This window comes from Pseudomonas sp. Bout1 (genome assembly GCF_034314165.1).
GTDB lineage: Bacteria > Pseudomonadota > Gammaproteobacteria > Pseudomonadales > Pseudomonadaceae > Aquipseudomonas.
This window is the reverse complement of sequence record NZ_JAVIWK010000001.1, coordinates 2,933,807-2,951,006: the sequence shown is the minus strand read 5'-3', so window position 1 is coordinate 2,951,006 and position 17,200 is coordinate 2,933,807. Positions and strand designations below refer to the sequence as shown.

At 61.7% G+C, this 17,200-nt stretch carries 14 protein-coding genes; 13 read left to right on the top strand and 1 reads right to left on the bottom strand.

Going from position 1 to position 17,200, the window contains the following annotated elements; translation table 11 throughout:
- Positions 1 to 3: 3 nt before the first annotated feature.
- Positions 4 to 825, bottom strand: a complete 822-nt coding sequence (locus tag RGV33_RS13790) for an aldo/keto reductase (RefSeq protein ID WP_322144706.1) — start codon at positions 823 to 825, stop codon at positions 4 to 6.
- Between the two features lie 108 nt (positions 826 to 933).
- On the opposite strand from RGV33_RS13790, the gene RGV33_RS13785 reads away from it, so the two are divergent.
- The 13 genes from RGV33_RS13785 (at position 934) to RGV33_RS13725 (ending at position 17,187) form a co-directional block, all read left to right on the top strand.
- Positions 934 to 1,428, top strand: coding sequence for a DUF1543 domain-containing protein (locus tag RGV33_RS13785; protein WP_322144705.1), 495 nt, complete (start codon positions 934 to 936; stop codon positions 1,426 to 1,428).
- Positions 1,429 to 1,532: 104 nt separating this feature from the next.
- Entirely contained in the window at positions 1,533 to 2,633 is a 1,101-nt protein-coding gene (locus RGV33_RS13780) for a polyamine ABC transporter substrate-binding protein (protein WP_322144704.1), read from the top strand.
- A gap of 25 nt (positions 2,634 to 2,658) precedes the next feature.
- Entirely contained in the window at positions 2,659 to 4,077 is a 1,419-nt protein-coding gene (locus RGV33_RS13775) for an aminotransferase (RefSeq protein ID WP_322144703.1), read from the top strand.
- 56 nt (positions 4,078 to 4,133) lie between these two features.
- Complete coding sequence (locus tag RGV33_RS13770; RefSeq protein ID WP_322144702.1) at positions 4,134 to 4,994, top strand: helix-turn-helix transcriptional regulator; 861 nt, start codon at positions 4,134 to 4,136, stop codon at positions 4,992 to 4,994.
- A gap of 228 nt (positions 4,995 to 5,222) precedes the next feature.
- Entirely contained in the window at positions 5,223 to 5,504 is a 282-nt protein-coding gene (locus tag RGV33_RS13765) for a peptidylprolyl isomerase (RefSeq protein ID WP_149413954.1), read from the top strand.
- A 140-nt stretch (positions 5,505 to 5,644) separates the two neighbouring features.
- A complete protein-coding gene (locus tag RGV33_RS13760; protein ID WP_322144701.1) occupies positions 5,645 to 7,504 on the top strand; it encodes an extracellular solute-binding protein in 1,860 nt (619 codons plus the stop codon).
- Entirely contained in the window at positions 7,504 to 8,565 is a 1,062-nt protein-coding gene (locus RGV33_RS13755; protein ID WP_322144700.1) for a microcin C ABC transporter permease YejB, read from the top strand. The genes RGV33_RS13760 and RGV33_RS13755 overlap by 1 nt, the downstream gene beginning before the upstream one ends.
- Complete coding sequence (locus RGV33_RS13750; RefSeq protein WP_322144699.1) at positions 8,565 to 9,587, top strand: ABC transporter permease; 1,023 nt, start codon at positions 8,565 to 8,567, stop codon at positions 9,585 to 9,587. The genes RGV33_RS13755 and RGV33_RS13750 overlap by 1 nt, the downstream gene beginning before the upstream one ends.
- A gap of 11 nt (positions 9,588 to 9,598) precedes the next feature.
- On the top strand, positions 9,599 to 11,170 hold the full coding sequence (locus RGV33_RS13745) for an ABC transporter ATP-binding protein (RefSeq protein WP_322144698.1): 1,572 nt from the start codon (positions 9,599 to 9,601) through the stop codon (positions 11,168 to 11,170).
- Entirely contained in the window at positions 11,167 to 12,564 is a 1,398-nt protein-coding gene (locus tag RGV33_RS13740; RefSeq protein WP_322144697.1) for a sigma-54 interaction domain-containing protein, read from the top strand. Before RGV33_RS13745 ends, RGV33_RS13740 begins: the two co-directional genes overlap by 4 nt.
- 297 nt (positions 12,565 to 12,861) lie before the next feature.
- Positions 12,862 to 14,253 (top strand): GntP family permease, encoded by a 1,392-nt coding sequence (locus RGV33_RS13735; protein ID WP_322144696.1) that lies wholly within the window; start codon positions 12,862 to 12,864, stop codon positions 14,251 to 14,253.
- A gap of 7 nt (positions 14,254 to 14,260) precedes the next feature.
- Positions 14,261 to 15,034, top strand: coding sequence for a 3-hydroxybutyrate dehydrogenase (locus tag RGV33_RS13730; protein ID WP_322144695.1), 774 nt, complete (start codon positions 14,261 to 14,263; stop codon positions 15,032 to 15,034).
- A 194-nt stretch (positions 15,035 to 15,228) separates the two neighbouring features.
- Positions 15,229 to 17,187, top strand: coding sequence for an acetoacetate--CoA ligase (locus RGV33_RS13725; protein WP_322144694.1), 1,959 nt, complete (start codon positions 15,229 to 15,231; stop codon positions 17,185 to 17,187).
- The last annotated feature ends 13 nt before the right edge of the window (positions 17,188 to 17,200 follow it).

Sequence of the window (17,200 nt, the reverse complement as noted above, 5' to 3'; positions counted from 1 at the left end):
GTGCTAGACCATCGCCAGCGGATGCTTGCGTTTGGGCGCACCAAACACCCGGTCAATCGCGTCCAGGTCGTGCTCATCCAGCACCAGCTTCGCCGCCGCAGCGTTGAGCCGCACATGCTCGGGCGTCACAGCCTTGGGAATGGCGATCACACCGTCCTGACGCAATACCCAGGCCAGGGAAACCTGGGCCGGTGTGACCTCGTGACGACGGGCAATCTGCTTGAGCGTCGGGCTGGCCAACAGCTCGCCGCCCTGGGCGATGGGGCAATAGGCCATCAATGGCAAATTGTGTTGCTGCCACCACGGCAGCAAGTCGAATTCGATACCGCGCTCTTCGATGTTGTAGAGCACTTGATTGGTGGCACAGGCCGAGGAAGCCAGTTCTTGCAGGTCGGCCACATCAAAGTTGGACACGCCCCAACGACCGATCTTGCCCGCCTCGCGCAGGCGTTCGAAGGCCTCCACTGTTTCTTCAAGCGGATATTGGCCACGCCAGTGCAATAGATACAGGTCGATGTAGTCGGTGCCAAGGCGCTGGAGACTGGCTTCACAGGCCCGTGGAACACCTTTGCGGCTGGCGTTGTGCGGGTACACCTTGCTGACCAGGAACACCTGGTCACGCTTGCCTCGAATCGCCTCGCCGACGACCTCTTCGGCGCCGCCCTCGCCATACATTTCAGCGGTATCGATCAGGGTCAAGCCCTCGTCGATGCCCAGTTGCAACGCGGCCACCTCGGCGCTGCGTTGGGCGGGATTTTCGCCCATGCGCCAGGTCCCTTGGCCGATGACAGGGACGGGGACGCCGGCCAGATCAATGGTGCGCATGACAACCTCCTGATGAATTCGCGAATTAACAGTGTGGCACCGACTGGACAAAAGGGTTCAATCGAAGGATGGTGGCGCTTTCCATCCTAGCCAAACAAAGGACGCGCGATGCTGTTTGTGGTCATGCTTGGGGGCAAGCATCCCCGGGCGAAAATCGAAGTGCACGACGTGGTCTTTGCCGTCGCCGACACCCTGGAAGCCGCCTACCCGCAACTGCGCGAGGGCTGGTTTGGCAGCCAGAAAGGTGTGCATATCGATTCGTGGATGACGGTCGACGGCATCGACGGCTGGAAAGTCCAACTCAGCCACCTGGCGCCTAACGCCGGGGCACCACGCCTGTATTTCATCAACCTGGGCGGCTATGAATCGAACATCTTTGGCGAAGCCCATCACTACGTGCTGGTGGTTGCGCGAACGCCTAAGGAAGCCGCAACCCAAGGCAAACGACAGATGCTCTCGCACTGGAGCCAATCCCATACCGACGGCGTGCTGGATATCGACGACTGCCTGCCCATCGACTTGGTAGACGGCCGTTATATTCACCTGGAGCAAGGCGCACACCGCCCCGTCGTCACGCAAAACGACTACATCGTGCTGCCCTGACCCATCCCCTACCCGAACGGGGTATGGCGCCCACCTGCTACCTGCCTGAAAGTGCAATCAGCCCCTCGGCCTGACAACACGCACAACTTCAAGGTGGGTTCGCCATGCATAAAGCCGTTATCGCCCTGTTCAGCGCTGTCTTGCTTGCATCAACGCCTCTCAGCCAGGCCGCTGACGACCCAGGCAACACCTTGCGCATCTACAACTGGGCCGATTACATCGGGGAACACACCCTCGCCGACTTCGAGAAGGCCACCGGCATCAAGGTGATCTACGACACCTACGACTCTTACGAAACCGTGCAAGGCAAGCTGCTCTCGGGGCGCTCGGGTTATGACCTGGTGGTGCTCAATGCTTCACTCGTGCCGCTGCTGATCAAGGCCAAAGCCTTTCAGCCCCTCAATAAAACACTGCTGCCCGACTGGAACAACCTCGACCCGCAAGTGCTTAAAAGCCTGGAAACCCACGACCCGGGCGTGACCTATTCGGCGCCCTACACCTGGGGTAGCAACGGCGTGACCTACAACATCGACAAGATCAAGGAGCGCATGCCGGATGCACCCATCGGTTCGCTGGCGATGATTTTCGATCCCAAGATCATTTCGCGCTTCGCCGATTGCGGCATCACCTTCATCGACTCCCCCACCGACATGATCCCGCTGGCCCTGACCTACCTCGGCCTGGACCCGAACAGTGTGGCGCCCAAAGACCTCAAGGCCGCCCAGGATGTGCTGATGGCGGTGCGCCCCTACATTCGAAAATTCGACTCCAGTGGGTTTATCAACGGCCTGGCCAACGGCGAGCTGTGCATGGCCACCACTTGGTCCGGCGATTACGCCACCTCCCAGGCCCGGGCGACGGAAGCCGGGGCCAAGGTCAACATGGGTTACTTCATCCCCAAGGAAGGCTCGCTGATCTGGTTCGATAACTTTTACATCCCGGCCGACGCCCCCCATGTGGCGAATGCCCACAAGTTCATCGAATTCCTCCTGCAGCCCGCGGTGATCGCCGGTGTCAGCAACACCACTCACTACGCCAACAGCAACCTGGCCTCCAAGCCCTTGCTCGACGCCTCGGTTCGCGACAACCCGGCCATCTACCCCGACGCGGCAACGATGCAGCGCTTGTTCACCCAGAAAAGCCAGTCCCAGGCCGCCGTGCGCCTGATCACCCGTACCTGGAATGCCGTGAAGACCGGCAAGTGAAACCCAGCCATCAAAGGTAACTGCCATGACGCTGCCAAATCCCGCTTTTTTCGCCCAGTTCGACCATGACCAACTGGACGCCGCCGACAAGGCCCATTACATGCACGGCTTCCACATGTTCGACGAACACCGAGAACAAGGCTCGCTGAACATCGCAGCGGGTGACGGCGCCTATATCTACGACACCGCCGGCAACCGTTACCTGGATGCAGTCGGCGGCATGTGGTGCACAAATATCGGCTTGGGCCGCGAGGAAATGGCCGATGCCATCGCCAACCAGGTTCGCCAGTTGGCGTACTCCAACCCGTTCTGCGACATGGCCAACGTCACCGCCATTGAACTGTGCGCCAAGCTTGCCAGCCTGGCCCCGGGCGACCTCGACCATGTGTTTCTGACTACCGGCGGGTCCACGGCGGTCGATACCGCCTACCGCCTGGTGCAGTTCTATCAAAACAGTCGCGGCAAGCATGAGAAGAAACACATCATCTCGCGCTTCAGCGCGTACCACGGCTCCACGTTCCTGACGATGTCCATCGGCAACAAGGCCGCCGACCGCGCGCCGGAATTCGATTTCATGAGCGACCTGTTCCACCACATCTCGTGCCCCAACTATTACCGGGCGCCGGAAGGCATGAGCGAAGCGCAATTTCTCGACTTCCTGGTGGATGAATTCGAAGACAAGATCCTGACGATTGGTGCCGACAAGGTCGCAGCGTTCTTTGCCGAGCCGATCATGGGCTCGGGCGGCGTGATCATTGCGCCGAAGGGTTATCACCGGCGTATGTGGGAAGTCTGCCAACGCCATGACCTGCTGTACGTGGCGGATGAGGTGGTGACGTCCTTCGGCCGGCTGGGAAAATTCTTCGCCTCCCAAGACGTGTTCGACATGCAGCCGGATATCATCACCACCGCCAAGGGCCTGACTTCCGGCTACTTGCCCCTGGGTGCGTGTATTTTTTCAGACCGTATCTGGCAAGTCATCGGCGAGCCGGGCAAGGGCCGCTGCTTTACCCACGGTTTCACCTACAGCGGGCACCCGGTCAGTTGCGTAGCGGCGCTGAAGAACATCGAGATCATCGAGCGGGAAAACCTGCTGGCCCACGTCGAAGACGTCGGCGTGTACCTCGAACAGCGCCTGCAAACCCTGGCCAGCCTGCCATTGGTGGGCGACGTGCGCTGCCAGCGCTTGATGGCGTGCATTGAGTTTGTTGCCGACAAACAGACTAAGGTGTTGTTTGCGGATGCGGTAAATATCGGCGAGAAGATCCACCTCCGGGCCCAGGCCAAAGGCTTGCTGGTACGGCCCATCGGCCACCTGAATGTGATGTCGCCGCCGCTGATCATCACCCATGCCCAGGTGGATGAAGTGGTGGAGATTCTGCGCCAGTGCATCCTCGACACCGCCGAAGAGCTGCGCCAGAGCGGCGAGTATCAAGGCCGATGAGCCTCGGCGCCCCGGTGCTTTTGCCGGGGCCCTGGCCGGCGGGTAGACTGGCCGGCATGAGCCAGAACACCGATCACTGCCCTGCCCCGTCGTTCCAGGTGCTTGAAGCCTGGAATGGAGCGTTGGCCCACGCCTTTGCCAGCGTCGACGAAGCGTCATTTCTTGAACACCTGGCCTGCGCCCTCAGTGCCCTGACCCCCATCGAATCGATGATGATCAGCCTGGAGCGCCAGGGCGAGGCGCCACACTTGCTCTACCAGCAAGGCATCCCCCGGCCGCACTACGAAGAAATCATCAACCGCTACTTTTCCCGGGGCTACCTGCTCGACCCGTTCTGCCTGGCGGTGGACAAGGGCCTGGCCGAAGGTTTCTACCACCTGGCGCAAATCGCCCCGGACGACTTCTTCAGCAGCGAGTACTACAAGACCTACTACCTGCGCAGCGGCGGTGCCCAAGAGAGCTACTACATCGTCGACCTGTGCCCCAACAGCAAGATTTCCCTGTGCATGTTCCAGGGCCTGAGTGCCGGCCAGTTCAGCGACGATCAACTGGCGCTGCTGCGAACCGCACAACCGATCGTGCGAGAACTGCTGCGCCGCTTCGGCACCACGGGCGGGCTGTGCAAGGTGATCAGCGATGAGGCGTTCACCCAGACTCAGGTTCACCAGCAGATTGAAGCGGCGTTCATGCATTTTGGCAGCGGCGTATTGACCGTGCGCGAGCGGGAAATTGCCCACCTGATCCTGCGTGGGCACTCGGTTAAATCCACTGCGCAGGTACTGGGTATCTCCCCGGAAACCGTGCGCATGCACCGCAAGCATTTGTATACCAAGCTTGAGATCAACTCCCAGGCGGAGCTGTTTGCGCTGTTTATCGACTGGCTGACCCACAGCGGCGTGATGGCCCGCCACACCTGACCCGCCCCCCGTAGCAGCTGTCGAGCCCCAGCGAGGCTGCGTCAGCCGCACCACCGCTGATGCGCCAGGCACGAGATCGGGTCGCTCCCAACGCAGCCTCGCTGGGGCTCGACAGCTGCTACGGGGGGCGGCGCTCGTGAGGCTACGGTTCACTCTTGGGGAACTTTGCCAGGAAATAACCACCTGAATCCGGTACGCTCACCGTTTTTACCCAAGGAGTTACCCCTCATGGCCAAAGCCACCGCCCGTCACATCCTGGTTGCCACCGAAGACAAGTGCAACGAACTCAAAACGCAAATCGAAGGCGGCGCCGATTTCGCCGAAGTTGCCAAAGCCAACTCGTCTTGCCCATCCAGCCGTCAAGGCGGTGACCTGGGTTCGTTCGGCCCGGGCCAAATGGTCAAGGAATTCGACGCCGTCGTATTCAGCGCCCCTGTCAACACCGTGCAAGGCCCGGTGAAAACCCAGTTCGGCTACCACCTGCTGGAAGTGACCAGCCGTCAGGACTGATCCGGTCCGCACCTATGCTTGAAACAACGGCCCGCCCTTTGGTGGGCCGTTGTGCATCTGTGACAGTGTGATGACTGGCGGGGCGTACGCGCATAGCGTACAAACCCCTTTACCTCTTCACCCGGCGCCCAAGGCTGATAATGCGAGTCGCTTTTTCTACCCTGTTTTGCTCCACCCTGGCCCTGCTGCTGGCCAGCACCGCCGTGATCGCCGCGCCGCAATCGGCGCTGACCGTGTACGGCGAACCGGCCAAATACCAACCCGGCTTCACCCACTTCGACTACGCCAACCCGAATGCGCCCAAAGGCGGCAGCTTGCGGCGTTCGGCTATCGAAATCGGGCGCTATGACCATGTGCTGCCCTATGGCGACAAAGGCATCGGTGTCAGCCAGGTCGACGGTTGGTTGTATTCGCCCCTGGCCCAGCGCTCGCTGGACGAGCCCTACACGGTCTACGGCCTGGTGGCGGAAAAGATGGAGCGGTCAGACGACGGTCTGTCCCTGCGTTTTTACCTGAACCCCAAGGCCCGTTTTGCCGATGGCCAACCGATCACCGCCGAAGACGTGCGTTACTCCTTCGACCTGCTGATGACCCAGGGCAGCCTGCGCTACCGCACGCTGTTCGCCGACGTCAAACACGTCGAAGTCGAAGGCCCGCGCCAGGTGCGTTTCGATTTCGCAAGCAACGAAAACCGCACCCTGCCCCTGGATGTCGCCACCCTGCCGGTGTTCCCGGAACACTGGTGGAAGACCCGCGACTTCGCCGACGGCGGCGGCTACGAGATTCCCCTCGGCAGCGGCCCCTACACCATCAGCAAGGTGGATGCCGGCAACACCATCACCTTCAAGCGTGACCCGAACTGGTGGGGCAAAGACCTGCCCATCAGCCGCGGCCTGTATAATTTCGATCACCTGAGCCTGGAATACTTCGGCGACACCGAAGTGGCGCGCCAGGTCCTGCGCGGCGGTGCCTACGACTTCAACCGCGAATTCTCCGCCACCGGCTACTCCATCGGCTACAACGGCCCCGCCCTTGATGATGGCCGCCTGCAACGCGCGCACCTGGCCAAAGAGGCACCGCAGCCGGCCCAGGGCTACGTGTTCAACGTGCAAAAACCGATGTTCAAGGACCGCCGCGTGCGCCAGGCCCTGGCGATGCTGTGGGACTTTGAGTGGGCCAACCGGCAGATGATGCGCAATATGTACATCCGCCAGCAAAGCTTCTTTTCCAACAGCCCGCTGGCGGCGACCCAACTGCCGGACGCCCAGGAGTTGGCGATACTTGAACCCCTGCGCGGGCAGATTCCCGACGAAGTGTTCACCAAGGTGTTCAAGGCACCGACTACCGACGGCACCGGAATGATCCGCGACAAGCAACTGCAAGCCCTGGCGCTGCTGGAGCAAGCTGGCTGGAAACCCGACGGTGACAAGTTGGTAAACGCAGAAGGCGAGCCGCTGGAGTTCACTTTCCTCAACGCCCAGAACGGCCTGGAACGGTTGTTGTTGCCGTACAAACGCAACCTGGCGCAGATCGGCATTACCCTCAACATCCGCCGTATCGACTCCTCGCAATACGTCAACCGCCTGATGTCCCGGGACTACGACATGATCGTCACCGGCTTTCCGGTCACCACCTCGCCAGGGATGGAGCTGTACAACTATTTCGGCTCGGCCGCCGCGTTTGATACAGGCGCCAACAACTACATGGTGCTCAAAGACCCGGCCGTCGACAGCCTGATCAACGGCCTGGTCAAGGCCAATACCCAGTCGCAAATGCTCAACTACGCCCACGCCCTGGACCGTGTGCTGCAATGGAACTACCTGTGGATTCCCAACTACTACCCGCCGGGCACCTCGGCCGCGTGGTGGAACCGCTTTGGCCGGCCGGCCGTCGAAGCCAAGACGGACGAAGCCCTGGAAACCTGGTGGGAAATCAGCCCCACGCCATTGACCAATGAACAGATGAAAGCCGAACTGACCAAACGCCCGGGAGCCCGCTGATGTTTGCCTATATCGTGCGGCGCTTGCTGCTGATCATTCCCACCCTGGTGATTATCCTGCTGGTGAACTTCGTCATCGTGCAGGCCGCGCCCGGCGGGCCGGTGGAGCAGGCCATTGCCCACTTACAGGGCATCGGTGGCGGTGGCGTCGGCGGCTCGTCTGCCGAAAGCCTCAGCAGTGGCTCGCGGGCCAGCCGTGGCCTGGACCCGAAGCTGATCAAGGACATCGAGAAACAATACGGCTTCGACAAGCCCGCGCCGGAGCGCCTGTGGCTGATGCTCAAGAGTTACGCCCAGCTGGATTTCGGCAACAGCTTCTTCCGCGGCAAAAGCGTGACCGACCTGATCCTGGAAAAGATGCCGGTGACCATTTCCCTTGGGCTGTGGGCCACGCTGATCACCTACCTGGTGTCGATCCCGCTGGGGATTCGCAAGGCGGTGCGCCATGGCAGCAGTTTTGATGTGTGGAGCAGCACCGCGATCGTGATCGGTTATGCGATGCCGGCGTTCCTGTTTGCGATGTTTCTGATCGTGGTCTTCGCCGGCGGCACCTCGCTGAACTGGTTCCCGGTGCGCGGGCTGGTCTCGGAAAACTTCGACCAGTTGGGCACCGTGGGCAAGATCGCCGATTACTTCTGGCATTTGGTTTTGCCGGTCAGCGCCCTGGTGATCGGTGGGTTCGCCACCTTGACCATCCTCACCAAAAACTCGTTCCTCAATGAAATCACCCGCCAGTATGTGGTCACCGCGCGGGCCAAAGGCTTGAGCGAGCGCCGAGTGCTGTATGGGCATGTGTTTCGCAACGCCATGCTGCTGGTGATTTCGGGAATCCCCCAGGCCTTCATCGCGGTGTTCTTCGCCGGTTCGCTGCTGATCGAGGTGATCTTCTCCCTCGATGGCCTGGGCCGCATGAGCTACGAAGCCGCGGTTTCACGGGACTATCCGGTGGTGTTCGGTTCGTTGTTTATCTTCACGCTGTTTGGCCTTTTGATAAAACTCATCGGTGACCTCTGCTACACCCTGGTGGACCCGCGTATCGACTTCGCCGCGAGGAACGCCTGATGCTCAAGCTCTCTCCCGTGGCCCGTCGGCGCTTTGAACGCTTCAAGAAAAACCGCCGTGGCTGGTGGTCGCTGTGGTTGTTTATCGGCCTGTTTATCCTGACCCTCGGCGGCGAGCTGATCGCCAATGACAAACCCTTGGTGCTCAGTTACCAGAACCAGCTGTATTTCCCGGTGTTCAAGCGCTACACCGAGCAGGCGTTCGGCGGGCAGTTGCCATTCCAGGCGGACTACCGCAGTGAATACGTGCAGAACCTGATCAAGAAAGATGGCGGCTGGATGCTATTCCCGCCGATCCCGTTCAGCGACGACACGCCCAACTATGAACTGACCCGCCCTGCCCCCAGCCCGCCATCGAGCGTGAACTGGCTGGGCACCGATGACCAGTCCCGCGATGTGCTGGCGCGGGTGATCTTTGGCGCAAGGGTGTCGATTCTGTTTGCCCTGGCACTCACCGCCATCAGCGCCGCCATCGGCATCGCTGCCGGGGCCTTGCAGGGTTACTACGGTGGCTGGGTGGACCTGCTCGGGCAACGAATCCTGGAAGTGTGGTCCGGGCTGCCGGTGCTGTACCTGCTGATCATCCTGTCGGGGTTTGTCGAGCCGAATTTCTGGTGGCTGCTGGGGATCATGGCGCTGTTTTCGTGGCTGGCGCTGGTGGACGTGGTGCGCGCCGAGTTCCTGCGGGGGCGCAACCTGGAGTACGTCAAGGCCGCCCGGGCGTTAGGCCTGGGGGACGGCAAGATCATCCGCCGGCACATCCTGCCGAACGCGATGACCGCCACCCTGAGCTATTTGCCGTTCATTCTGACCGGGGCGATTTCCACCTTGAGTGCCCTGGACTTCCTCGGCTTCGGCATGCCCGCCGGCAGCGCCTCCTTGGGTGAACTGATCGGCCAGGGCAAGCAGAACCTGCAAGCGCCGTGGCTGGGGCTTACGGCGTTTTTCACCCTGGCGCTGATCCTGTCGTTGCTGGTGTTTATCGGCGAGGCGTTGCGTGACGCCTTCGACCCACGCTCATGAAGGGCTTTGAGATGACTGAAAACCTGATCGAGATTCGCGATCTGAGCGTCGCCTTCAACGGCCAGACCGTGGTGCGCAACCTGTGCCTGGACGTACGCCCCGGCGAGTGCCTGGCGCTGGTGGGCGAGTCGGGTTCGGGCAAGTCGGTGACCGCCCATTCGATCCTGCAACTGCTGCCCGAAGCCGGCACCGACACCACCGGCTCGGTACGTTATCGCGGCCAGGAACTGCTCGGCGCCTCGCCCGCCACCCTGCAAAAGCTGCGGGGCAACCGGATTGCAATGATTTTCCAGGAGCCGATGACCTCCCTCAATCCGTTGCACAGCATCGAGAAACAGATCGGCGAAACCCTGCTGCTGCATAAGGGCCTGGGCGGCAAACAGGCGCAGGCGCGGATCCTTGAATTGCTCGAACTGGTGGGCATCCAGAAGCCCCGGGAGCGCCTCAAGGCTTACCCCCACCAACTCTCCGGCGGCCAGCGCCAGCGGGTGATGATTGCCATGGCCCTGGCCTGCGAGCCGGAACTGTTGATCGCCGACGAACCCACCACCGCACTGGATGTGACCGTGCAGCGCAAGATCTTGCTGCTGCTCAAGTCCCTGCAACAACGCCTGGGCATGTCGCTGCTATTGATCAGCCACGACCTCAACCTGGTGCGCAGCATTGCCCAGCGGGTGTGCGTGATGAAGGCCGGGGAGATTGTCGAGCAGGCAGAGTGCGAAACCCTGTTCTGCGCCCCCAGGCACCCTTACAGCCGCTTGCTGCTGGATGCCGAACCGGCGGGCATCGCCCTGAGCCACGACACGCGCGAAACGGTGTTGCAGGTGGATGACCTGAGCGTGCAGTTCCCGTTGGGTGGCGGGCTGTTGCGCCGCAAGCAGTACCTGCAGGCCGTGGACGGCATCAGCCTGACGGTGCAGCGCGGCAAGACCTTGGGGATTGTCGGCGAGTCCGGCTCGGGCAAATCGACGCTGGGCCAGGCGATTTTGCGCTTGCTGGATTCCAGCGGCACGATTCGTTTCCAGGGTGCGGCCCTCGAGGGCCTGACGCAAAAGCAGATGCAGCCGTGGCGCAAGCAGATGCAGGTGGTATTCCAGGACCCGTTCGGCAGCCTCAGCCCGCGAATGTCGGTGGCGCAGATCATCAGCGAAGGCCTGGAAGTGCATGCCCCGTGCAGCCTCAAGGACCGCGAAGCCCAAGTGATCCGCGTGCTGGAAGACGTGGGCCTGGACCCCGCCAGCCGCCATCGCTACCCCCACGAATTCTCCGGGGGCCAGCGCCAGCGCATCGCCATTGCCCGCGCGTTGGTGCTCAAGCCGGCACTGATGCTGCTGGATGAACCCACCTCGGCGCTGGACCGTACCGTGCAAAAACAGGTGGTGGCCTTGTTGCTTGAGCTACAGGAAAAGTACGGCCTGACCTACCTGTTTATCAGCCATGACCTGGCGGTGGTGCGGGCCCTGGCCCACGACATGATCGTGATCAAGGACGGCAAGGTGGTGGAACGCGGGCCGAGCGATGAAGTGTTTGCCGCGCCGCAACACCCCTACACCCAGGAACTCCTCGCGGCGGCGCACCCATGAACACCACCGGCAGCCTCAAGGATTACCCATACGTTCGTGGCCTGGCGATCCAGTCATTGTTCCAGATCATCGAGCAGTCCAGCGAAGGCACGGTGATTGTCGACGGCGACGCGAATATTGTCTGGATGAACGAGCGCTACGCCAAGCGTTTCGGCCTGAAAAGCGCCAATGAGGCCATCGGCCAACCCTGTGAACAGGTGATATCCAACAGCCTGTTGCGCCAGGTGGTACGCAACGACCAGCCCATTTTGCTGGACATCCAGGACACCCCCAAAGGCCCGCTGGTGGTGATGCGCCTGCCGATTCACGACGATGCCGGCAAGGTGATCGGCGCGATCGGGTTTGCGCTGTTTGATGAGCTGCGCAACCTGTCGCCGCTGATCGAGCGCTACCTGAGCATGCAGCAGGAACTGGCTTCCACCCGGTCGTTATTGAGGTCGCGGCAGAGCAAGTACAACTTCGCGCACTTTATCGGTACCAGCGCGGCCAGCCTGGAAGTCAAACGCCGGGCGCGGCGCAGTGCGAGCGCGGATTCGCCGGTGTTGCTGCTGGGAGAAACCGGCACCGGCAAGGAATTGCTGGCCCAGGCGATTCACGGTGCATCGCCTCGCGCCCACAAAGCCTTTGTGAGCATCAACAGCGCGGCCATTCCGCATGATTTGCTGGAAGCTGAATTCTTCGGCACCGCCCCCGGCGCGTTTACCGGCGCCGACCGCAAGGGTCGCCCCGGCAAGCTGCAAATTGCCCAGGGCGGCACGCTGTTTCTCGATGAGATCGGCGACATGCCGCTGCCGCTGCAAAGCAAGTTGCTGCGCGTGTTGCAGGAGAAAGAGTACGAGCCGGTGGGTTCCAACGAGATGATCCACAGTGATGTACGGGTAATTGCTGCCACGTCGATGGATCTGGAAGCGGCGATCAAGCGCGGCGAGTTTCGGGCAGACCTGTATTACCGGCTGAATGTGCTGCCGATCCAGGTGCCGCCGTTGCGTGAGCGGCTGGATGACTTACCGGCGCTGAGTGAGGCGATTCTGGAGGAGTTGCGCAGCCAGCATGAACTGGACCGCGAGGCGTTGGCGTTGCTAGCGCAGCATGCGTGGCCGGGGAATATCCGCGAACTGCGCAATGTGCTGGAGCGGGCGGCGTTGTTGAGTGATGACCTGGTGCTGGATGCCCGTGAAATTCGCGCGGCGATTGGTACGTTCAGCCCGGTGGGGCACAGTTCGGTGCAGACCGTTGAGGGCGAGCGTTTCAGTGCGGCCAGGGAGCGCTTTGACCGCCAGGTGATTGGCGCGGCGTTGAAGGCGTGTGAGGGCAATGTGGTGGAAGCGGCGAAGCGTCTGGGGCTGGGTCGGTCGACTTTGTACAAGAAAATGGTCGCGCTGGGCATCGCTTAGTCTCATATATGAGACATAAATCTCACATCAAAGACAATCTACTGTGGGAGCTGGCTTGCCTGCGATAGCGGCCGGCCAGCCGACACATTCTTCAGCTGAAAAACCGCCATCGCAGGCAAGCCAGCTCCCACATTTGATCAGCACCAGTCTCAAATCAGAGACAAACTTCAAAATCCATAACCAATAAAAAAATATTATCCTTATATTTCAACAAGTTAACCACTTGGCACACATCTCGCTATAGCCCCTCCCTACTGCCTCACCCCCACAAAAATAACAATCAGATGGAGACACACCATGAGTGTGATCATTGCCCTCGCGGCCCTGGCGCTGCTGATGCTGGCCGCCTACCGTGGCTACAGCGTCATCCTGTTCGCCCCCATCGCCGCCCTCAGCGCCGTGCTGCTCACCGACCCTTCCGCCGTCGCACCTGCCTTCACCGGGGTGTTCATGGAAAAAATGGTCGGCTTTCTCAAACTGTACTTCCCGGTGTTCCTGCTCGGCGCAGTGTTCGGCAAGCTGATTGAAATTTCCGGCTTCTCGCGCTCCATCGTCGCCGCCGCCATCCAGTTGCTCGGCACCCGCCAGGCGATGCTGGTGATCGTGCTGGTGTGCGCTCTGCTGACCTACGGCGGCGTATCGCTGTTCGTGGTGGTGTTCGCGGTGTACCCGTTCGCCGCCGAGATGTTCCGCCAGAGCAATATCCCCAAGCGCCTGCTGCCGGCGACCATCGCCCTCGGCGCGTTCTCGTTCACCATGGACGCCCTGCCCGGTACGCCACAGATCCAGAACATCATCCCCAGCACCTTCTTCAACACCACCGCCTGGGCCGCGCCGTGGCTGGGACTGATCGGCACCATTTTTGTGTTCTGCGCCGGCATGCTGTACCTGGCCCGCCAGCGCAACAAGGCCCAGCGTGCCGGTGAAGGCTATGGCACCGAGCTGCGCAACGAGCCGCAGACCGCCGAAGACATCAAGTTGCCCAACCCGTGGATCGCCCTGTCGCCACTGCTGCTGGTGGGCATCATGAACCTGTTGTTCACCCATTGGATTCCACTGTGGTACGGCAAGACCCACACCCTGAGCCTGCCGGGCATGAGCGCGCCGGTGCAGACCGAAGTCGCCAAGCTGACGGCCATCTGGGCGGTGCAGGCGGCGTTGCTGGTGGGGATTATCGTGGTGCTGGTGTTTGGCTTCTCGGCGATTCGCAGCAAGCTCGCCGAGGGCAGTAAAAGCGCAGTCAGCGGTGCGTTGCTGGCGGCGATGAACACCGCTTCGGAATATGGTTTTGGCGCGGTGATCGCCTCCTTGCCAGGCTTCCTGGTGCTGGCGGACTGGCTCAAGGGCATCCCCAACCCGCTGGTCAACGAAGCAATTACCGTGACCCTGCTGGCCGGTATCACAGGCTCCGCCTCGGGCGGCATGAGCATTGCGCTGGCGGCCATGTCGCAGAGCTTTATTTCAGCGGCCCATGCGGCCAATATCCCTCTTGAAGTGCTGCACCGGGTCGCAGCCATGGCCAGCGGCGGTATGGACACCCTGCCCCACAACGGCGCCGTGATCACGCTGCTGGCGGTCACCGGGCTGACCCACCGCGAAGCCTATAAGGATATTTTCGGCATCACGATCATCAAGACCCTCGCGGTGTTCGTGGTGATTGGTACTTTCTACGCCACCGGCATTGTGTGAGGTTGATATGACGACATTGAACGGCAAGACCGCCCTGGTCACCGGCTCCACCAGCGGCATCGGCCTGGGCATCGCCCTGAGCCTGGCCAAGGCCGGCGCCAACCTGATCCTCAACGGTTTCGGCGATGCCAGCGCGGCGATCGCCCAGGTGCAGGCCTTTGGCGGCAAGGTCGGGCATCACCCCGCCGACGTCAGTGACCCGGCGCAGATCGCTGAGATGATCGCCTACGCCGAGCGCGAGTTTGGCGGCATCGACATTCTGGTGAACAACGCCGGGATCCAGCATGTGGCGCCGGTGGATGCGTTCCCGGTGGAGCGCTGGGACTCGATCATTGCGATCAACCTGTCGTCGGTGTTCCACAGCACCCGCCTGAGTTTGCCAGGCATGAAGGCCAAAGGCTGGGGGCGCATCGTCAACATTGCCTCGGTGCACGGCTTGGTGGGTTCGGTGGGCAAGGCGGCCTACGTCGCTGCCAAGCACGGGGTGATCGGGCTGACCAAGGTGGTGGGCCTGGAGACGGCCCAGAGTAATGTCACCTGCAACGCCATTTGCCCGGGCTGGGTATTGACGCCACTGGTGCAGAAGCAGATTGACGATCGCATCGCCACCGGGGTTGACCCGCAGCAGGCGCAGCAGGATCTGCTGGCCGAGAAGCAGCCGTCGCTGGAGTTCGTGACGCCACCGCAACTGGGGGAACTGGTGTTGTTCCTGTGCAGCGAAGCCGGCAGCCAGGTGCGTGGCGCGGCGTGGAATATCGACGGCGGCTGGCTGGCCCAGTAAGTATTCATCAGTGACGCTTTTGTGGCGAGGGAGCTTGCTCCCGCTGGGCTGCGCAGCAGCCCCAAAACCTGCAACCGCGCTTTATCTGAAAGACCGCATGAGCATTGCTGGGGCGGCTTCGCCACCCAACGGGAGCAAGCTCCCTAGCCACCTTTAGAGCATCTTTGCTGTCGATACATAACAAGAGGCGAATAATGTCCGACATCCTCTGGCAACCTTCCCCCGAGCGCATCCACACCACCCGGATGGACCAGTTCCGGCGCTTTATCAATGATCGCCATGCCTTGCAGATCAGCGACTACCCGGCCCTGCACCAGTGGAGCATCGATCAGCGGCCAGACTTCTGGCAGGCGATTGTCGAATTCTTCGACGTGCAGTTCCGCACGCCACCCAGCGCGGTGTTGATCGAAGGCGCCGAGATGCCCAGCGCCCAGTGGTTTCCCGGCGCGACCCTGAACTTTGCCGAACACCTGCTGCGCCGCCGCGACGATCACCCCGCCGTGGTCGCCATCAGCGAAGACGGCCAACGCGAACAACTGACCTACGCCGAACTGGCCCGCCACGTTGCCGGCCTGCAACGCAGCCTGCGGGCAGCCGGTGTGGGCGTGGGTGACCGGGTGGCCGCGTGCATGCCCAACACCTGGCAAACCCTGGTGGGCATGCTCGCCACCACCAGCCTCGGCGCAATCTGGTCATGCTCCTCGCCCGACTTTGGCACCCAGGGCGTGATCGACCGCTTCGGCCAGATAGAACCCAAGGTGCTGATCACCTGCGCCGGCTACCGCTATGCCGGCAAGGTTATCGACCAGAGCACCAAGCTCAATGAAATCCTCGACCGCCTGCCGTCCCTGCAACAGCTGATCATCGTGCCGTACGCCCGCCCGCAAGCGCGTCCCGAGGATTATCAGACCCGGGCCGCGGTTGCACTCTGGGACGACTTCTACAGCCCCGGCGACCAGCCCGACTTCGTCGCCGTGCCGTTCGATCATCCGCTGTACATCCTGTATTCCAGCGGCACCACCGGCGTGCCCAAGTGCATCATCCACGGCACCGGCGGCGTTCTGCTTACCCACCTCAAGGAACACGGCCTGCACGCCGACCTGTCGCGCGATGACTGCCTGTTCTACTACACCACCTGTGGCTGGATGATGTGGAACTGGCTGGTGTCGGTGCTGGCCATCGGCGCCACCGCCGTGCTGTATGACGGCTCACCCTTTCACCCCGGCCCGGAACGCCTGATGGACCTGATCGATGAGGAAAACATCAGCGTATTTGGCACCAGTCCGAAATTCCTCGCGACCCTGGAAAAAGCCGGCCTGCAACCGCGCCTGAGCCATGACCTGGGCAGCCTCAAAGGCTTGATCTCCACCGGCTCACCGCTGTCGCCCCAGAGCTACGACTACGTGTACCGCGAGATCAAGCCCGAGCTGTGTCTGTCGTCGATGTCTGGCGGTACCGACATCGTCTCCTGCTTCGTGATCGGCAACCCGGTATTGCCGGTGCGCCGCGGTGAGATGCAGTGCAAGAGCCTGGCGATGGCCATCGAAGTGTGGGACGACCAGGGCCGCCCGCTGGTCGGCGAAAAGGGCGAGTTGGTGTGCACCCGACACTTCCCGGCAATGCCCATCGGCTTTTGGAATGACCCGCATCAGGAAAAGCTGCGCGCCTCGTATTTCAGCCAGTTCCCCGGCGTGTGGTGCCAGGGTGACTACGCCGAACAAAGGCCCAACGCCAGCTTGTTGATCCATGGCCGCTCGGACGCCGTGCTCAACCCCGGCGGCGTACGCATCGGCACCGCCGAGATTTATCGTCAGGTAGAAAAGGTGCCGCAGGTACTGGAAAGCCTGGCTATCGGGCAGCGCTGGCAAGACGACGTGCGGGTGGTACTGTTTGTGCGCCTCAACGACGGTGTAGAACTCGACGACGCCCTGGAGCAGCAGATTCGCCAGGTGATTCGCGCCAACACCACACCGCGCCATGTACCGGCGAAGATCCTGGCGGTGACGGACATTCCGCGCACTATCAGCGGCAAGATTGTCGAACTGGCGGTGCGCAACGTGGTGCATGGCGAGGCGGTCAAAAACACCGACGCCCTGGCCAACCCCGAAGCCCTGGAGCAATTTCGTGATCGCCGGGAACTGACAGAAAGATGAAACGTTTTAGCCC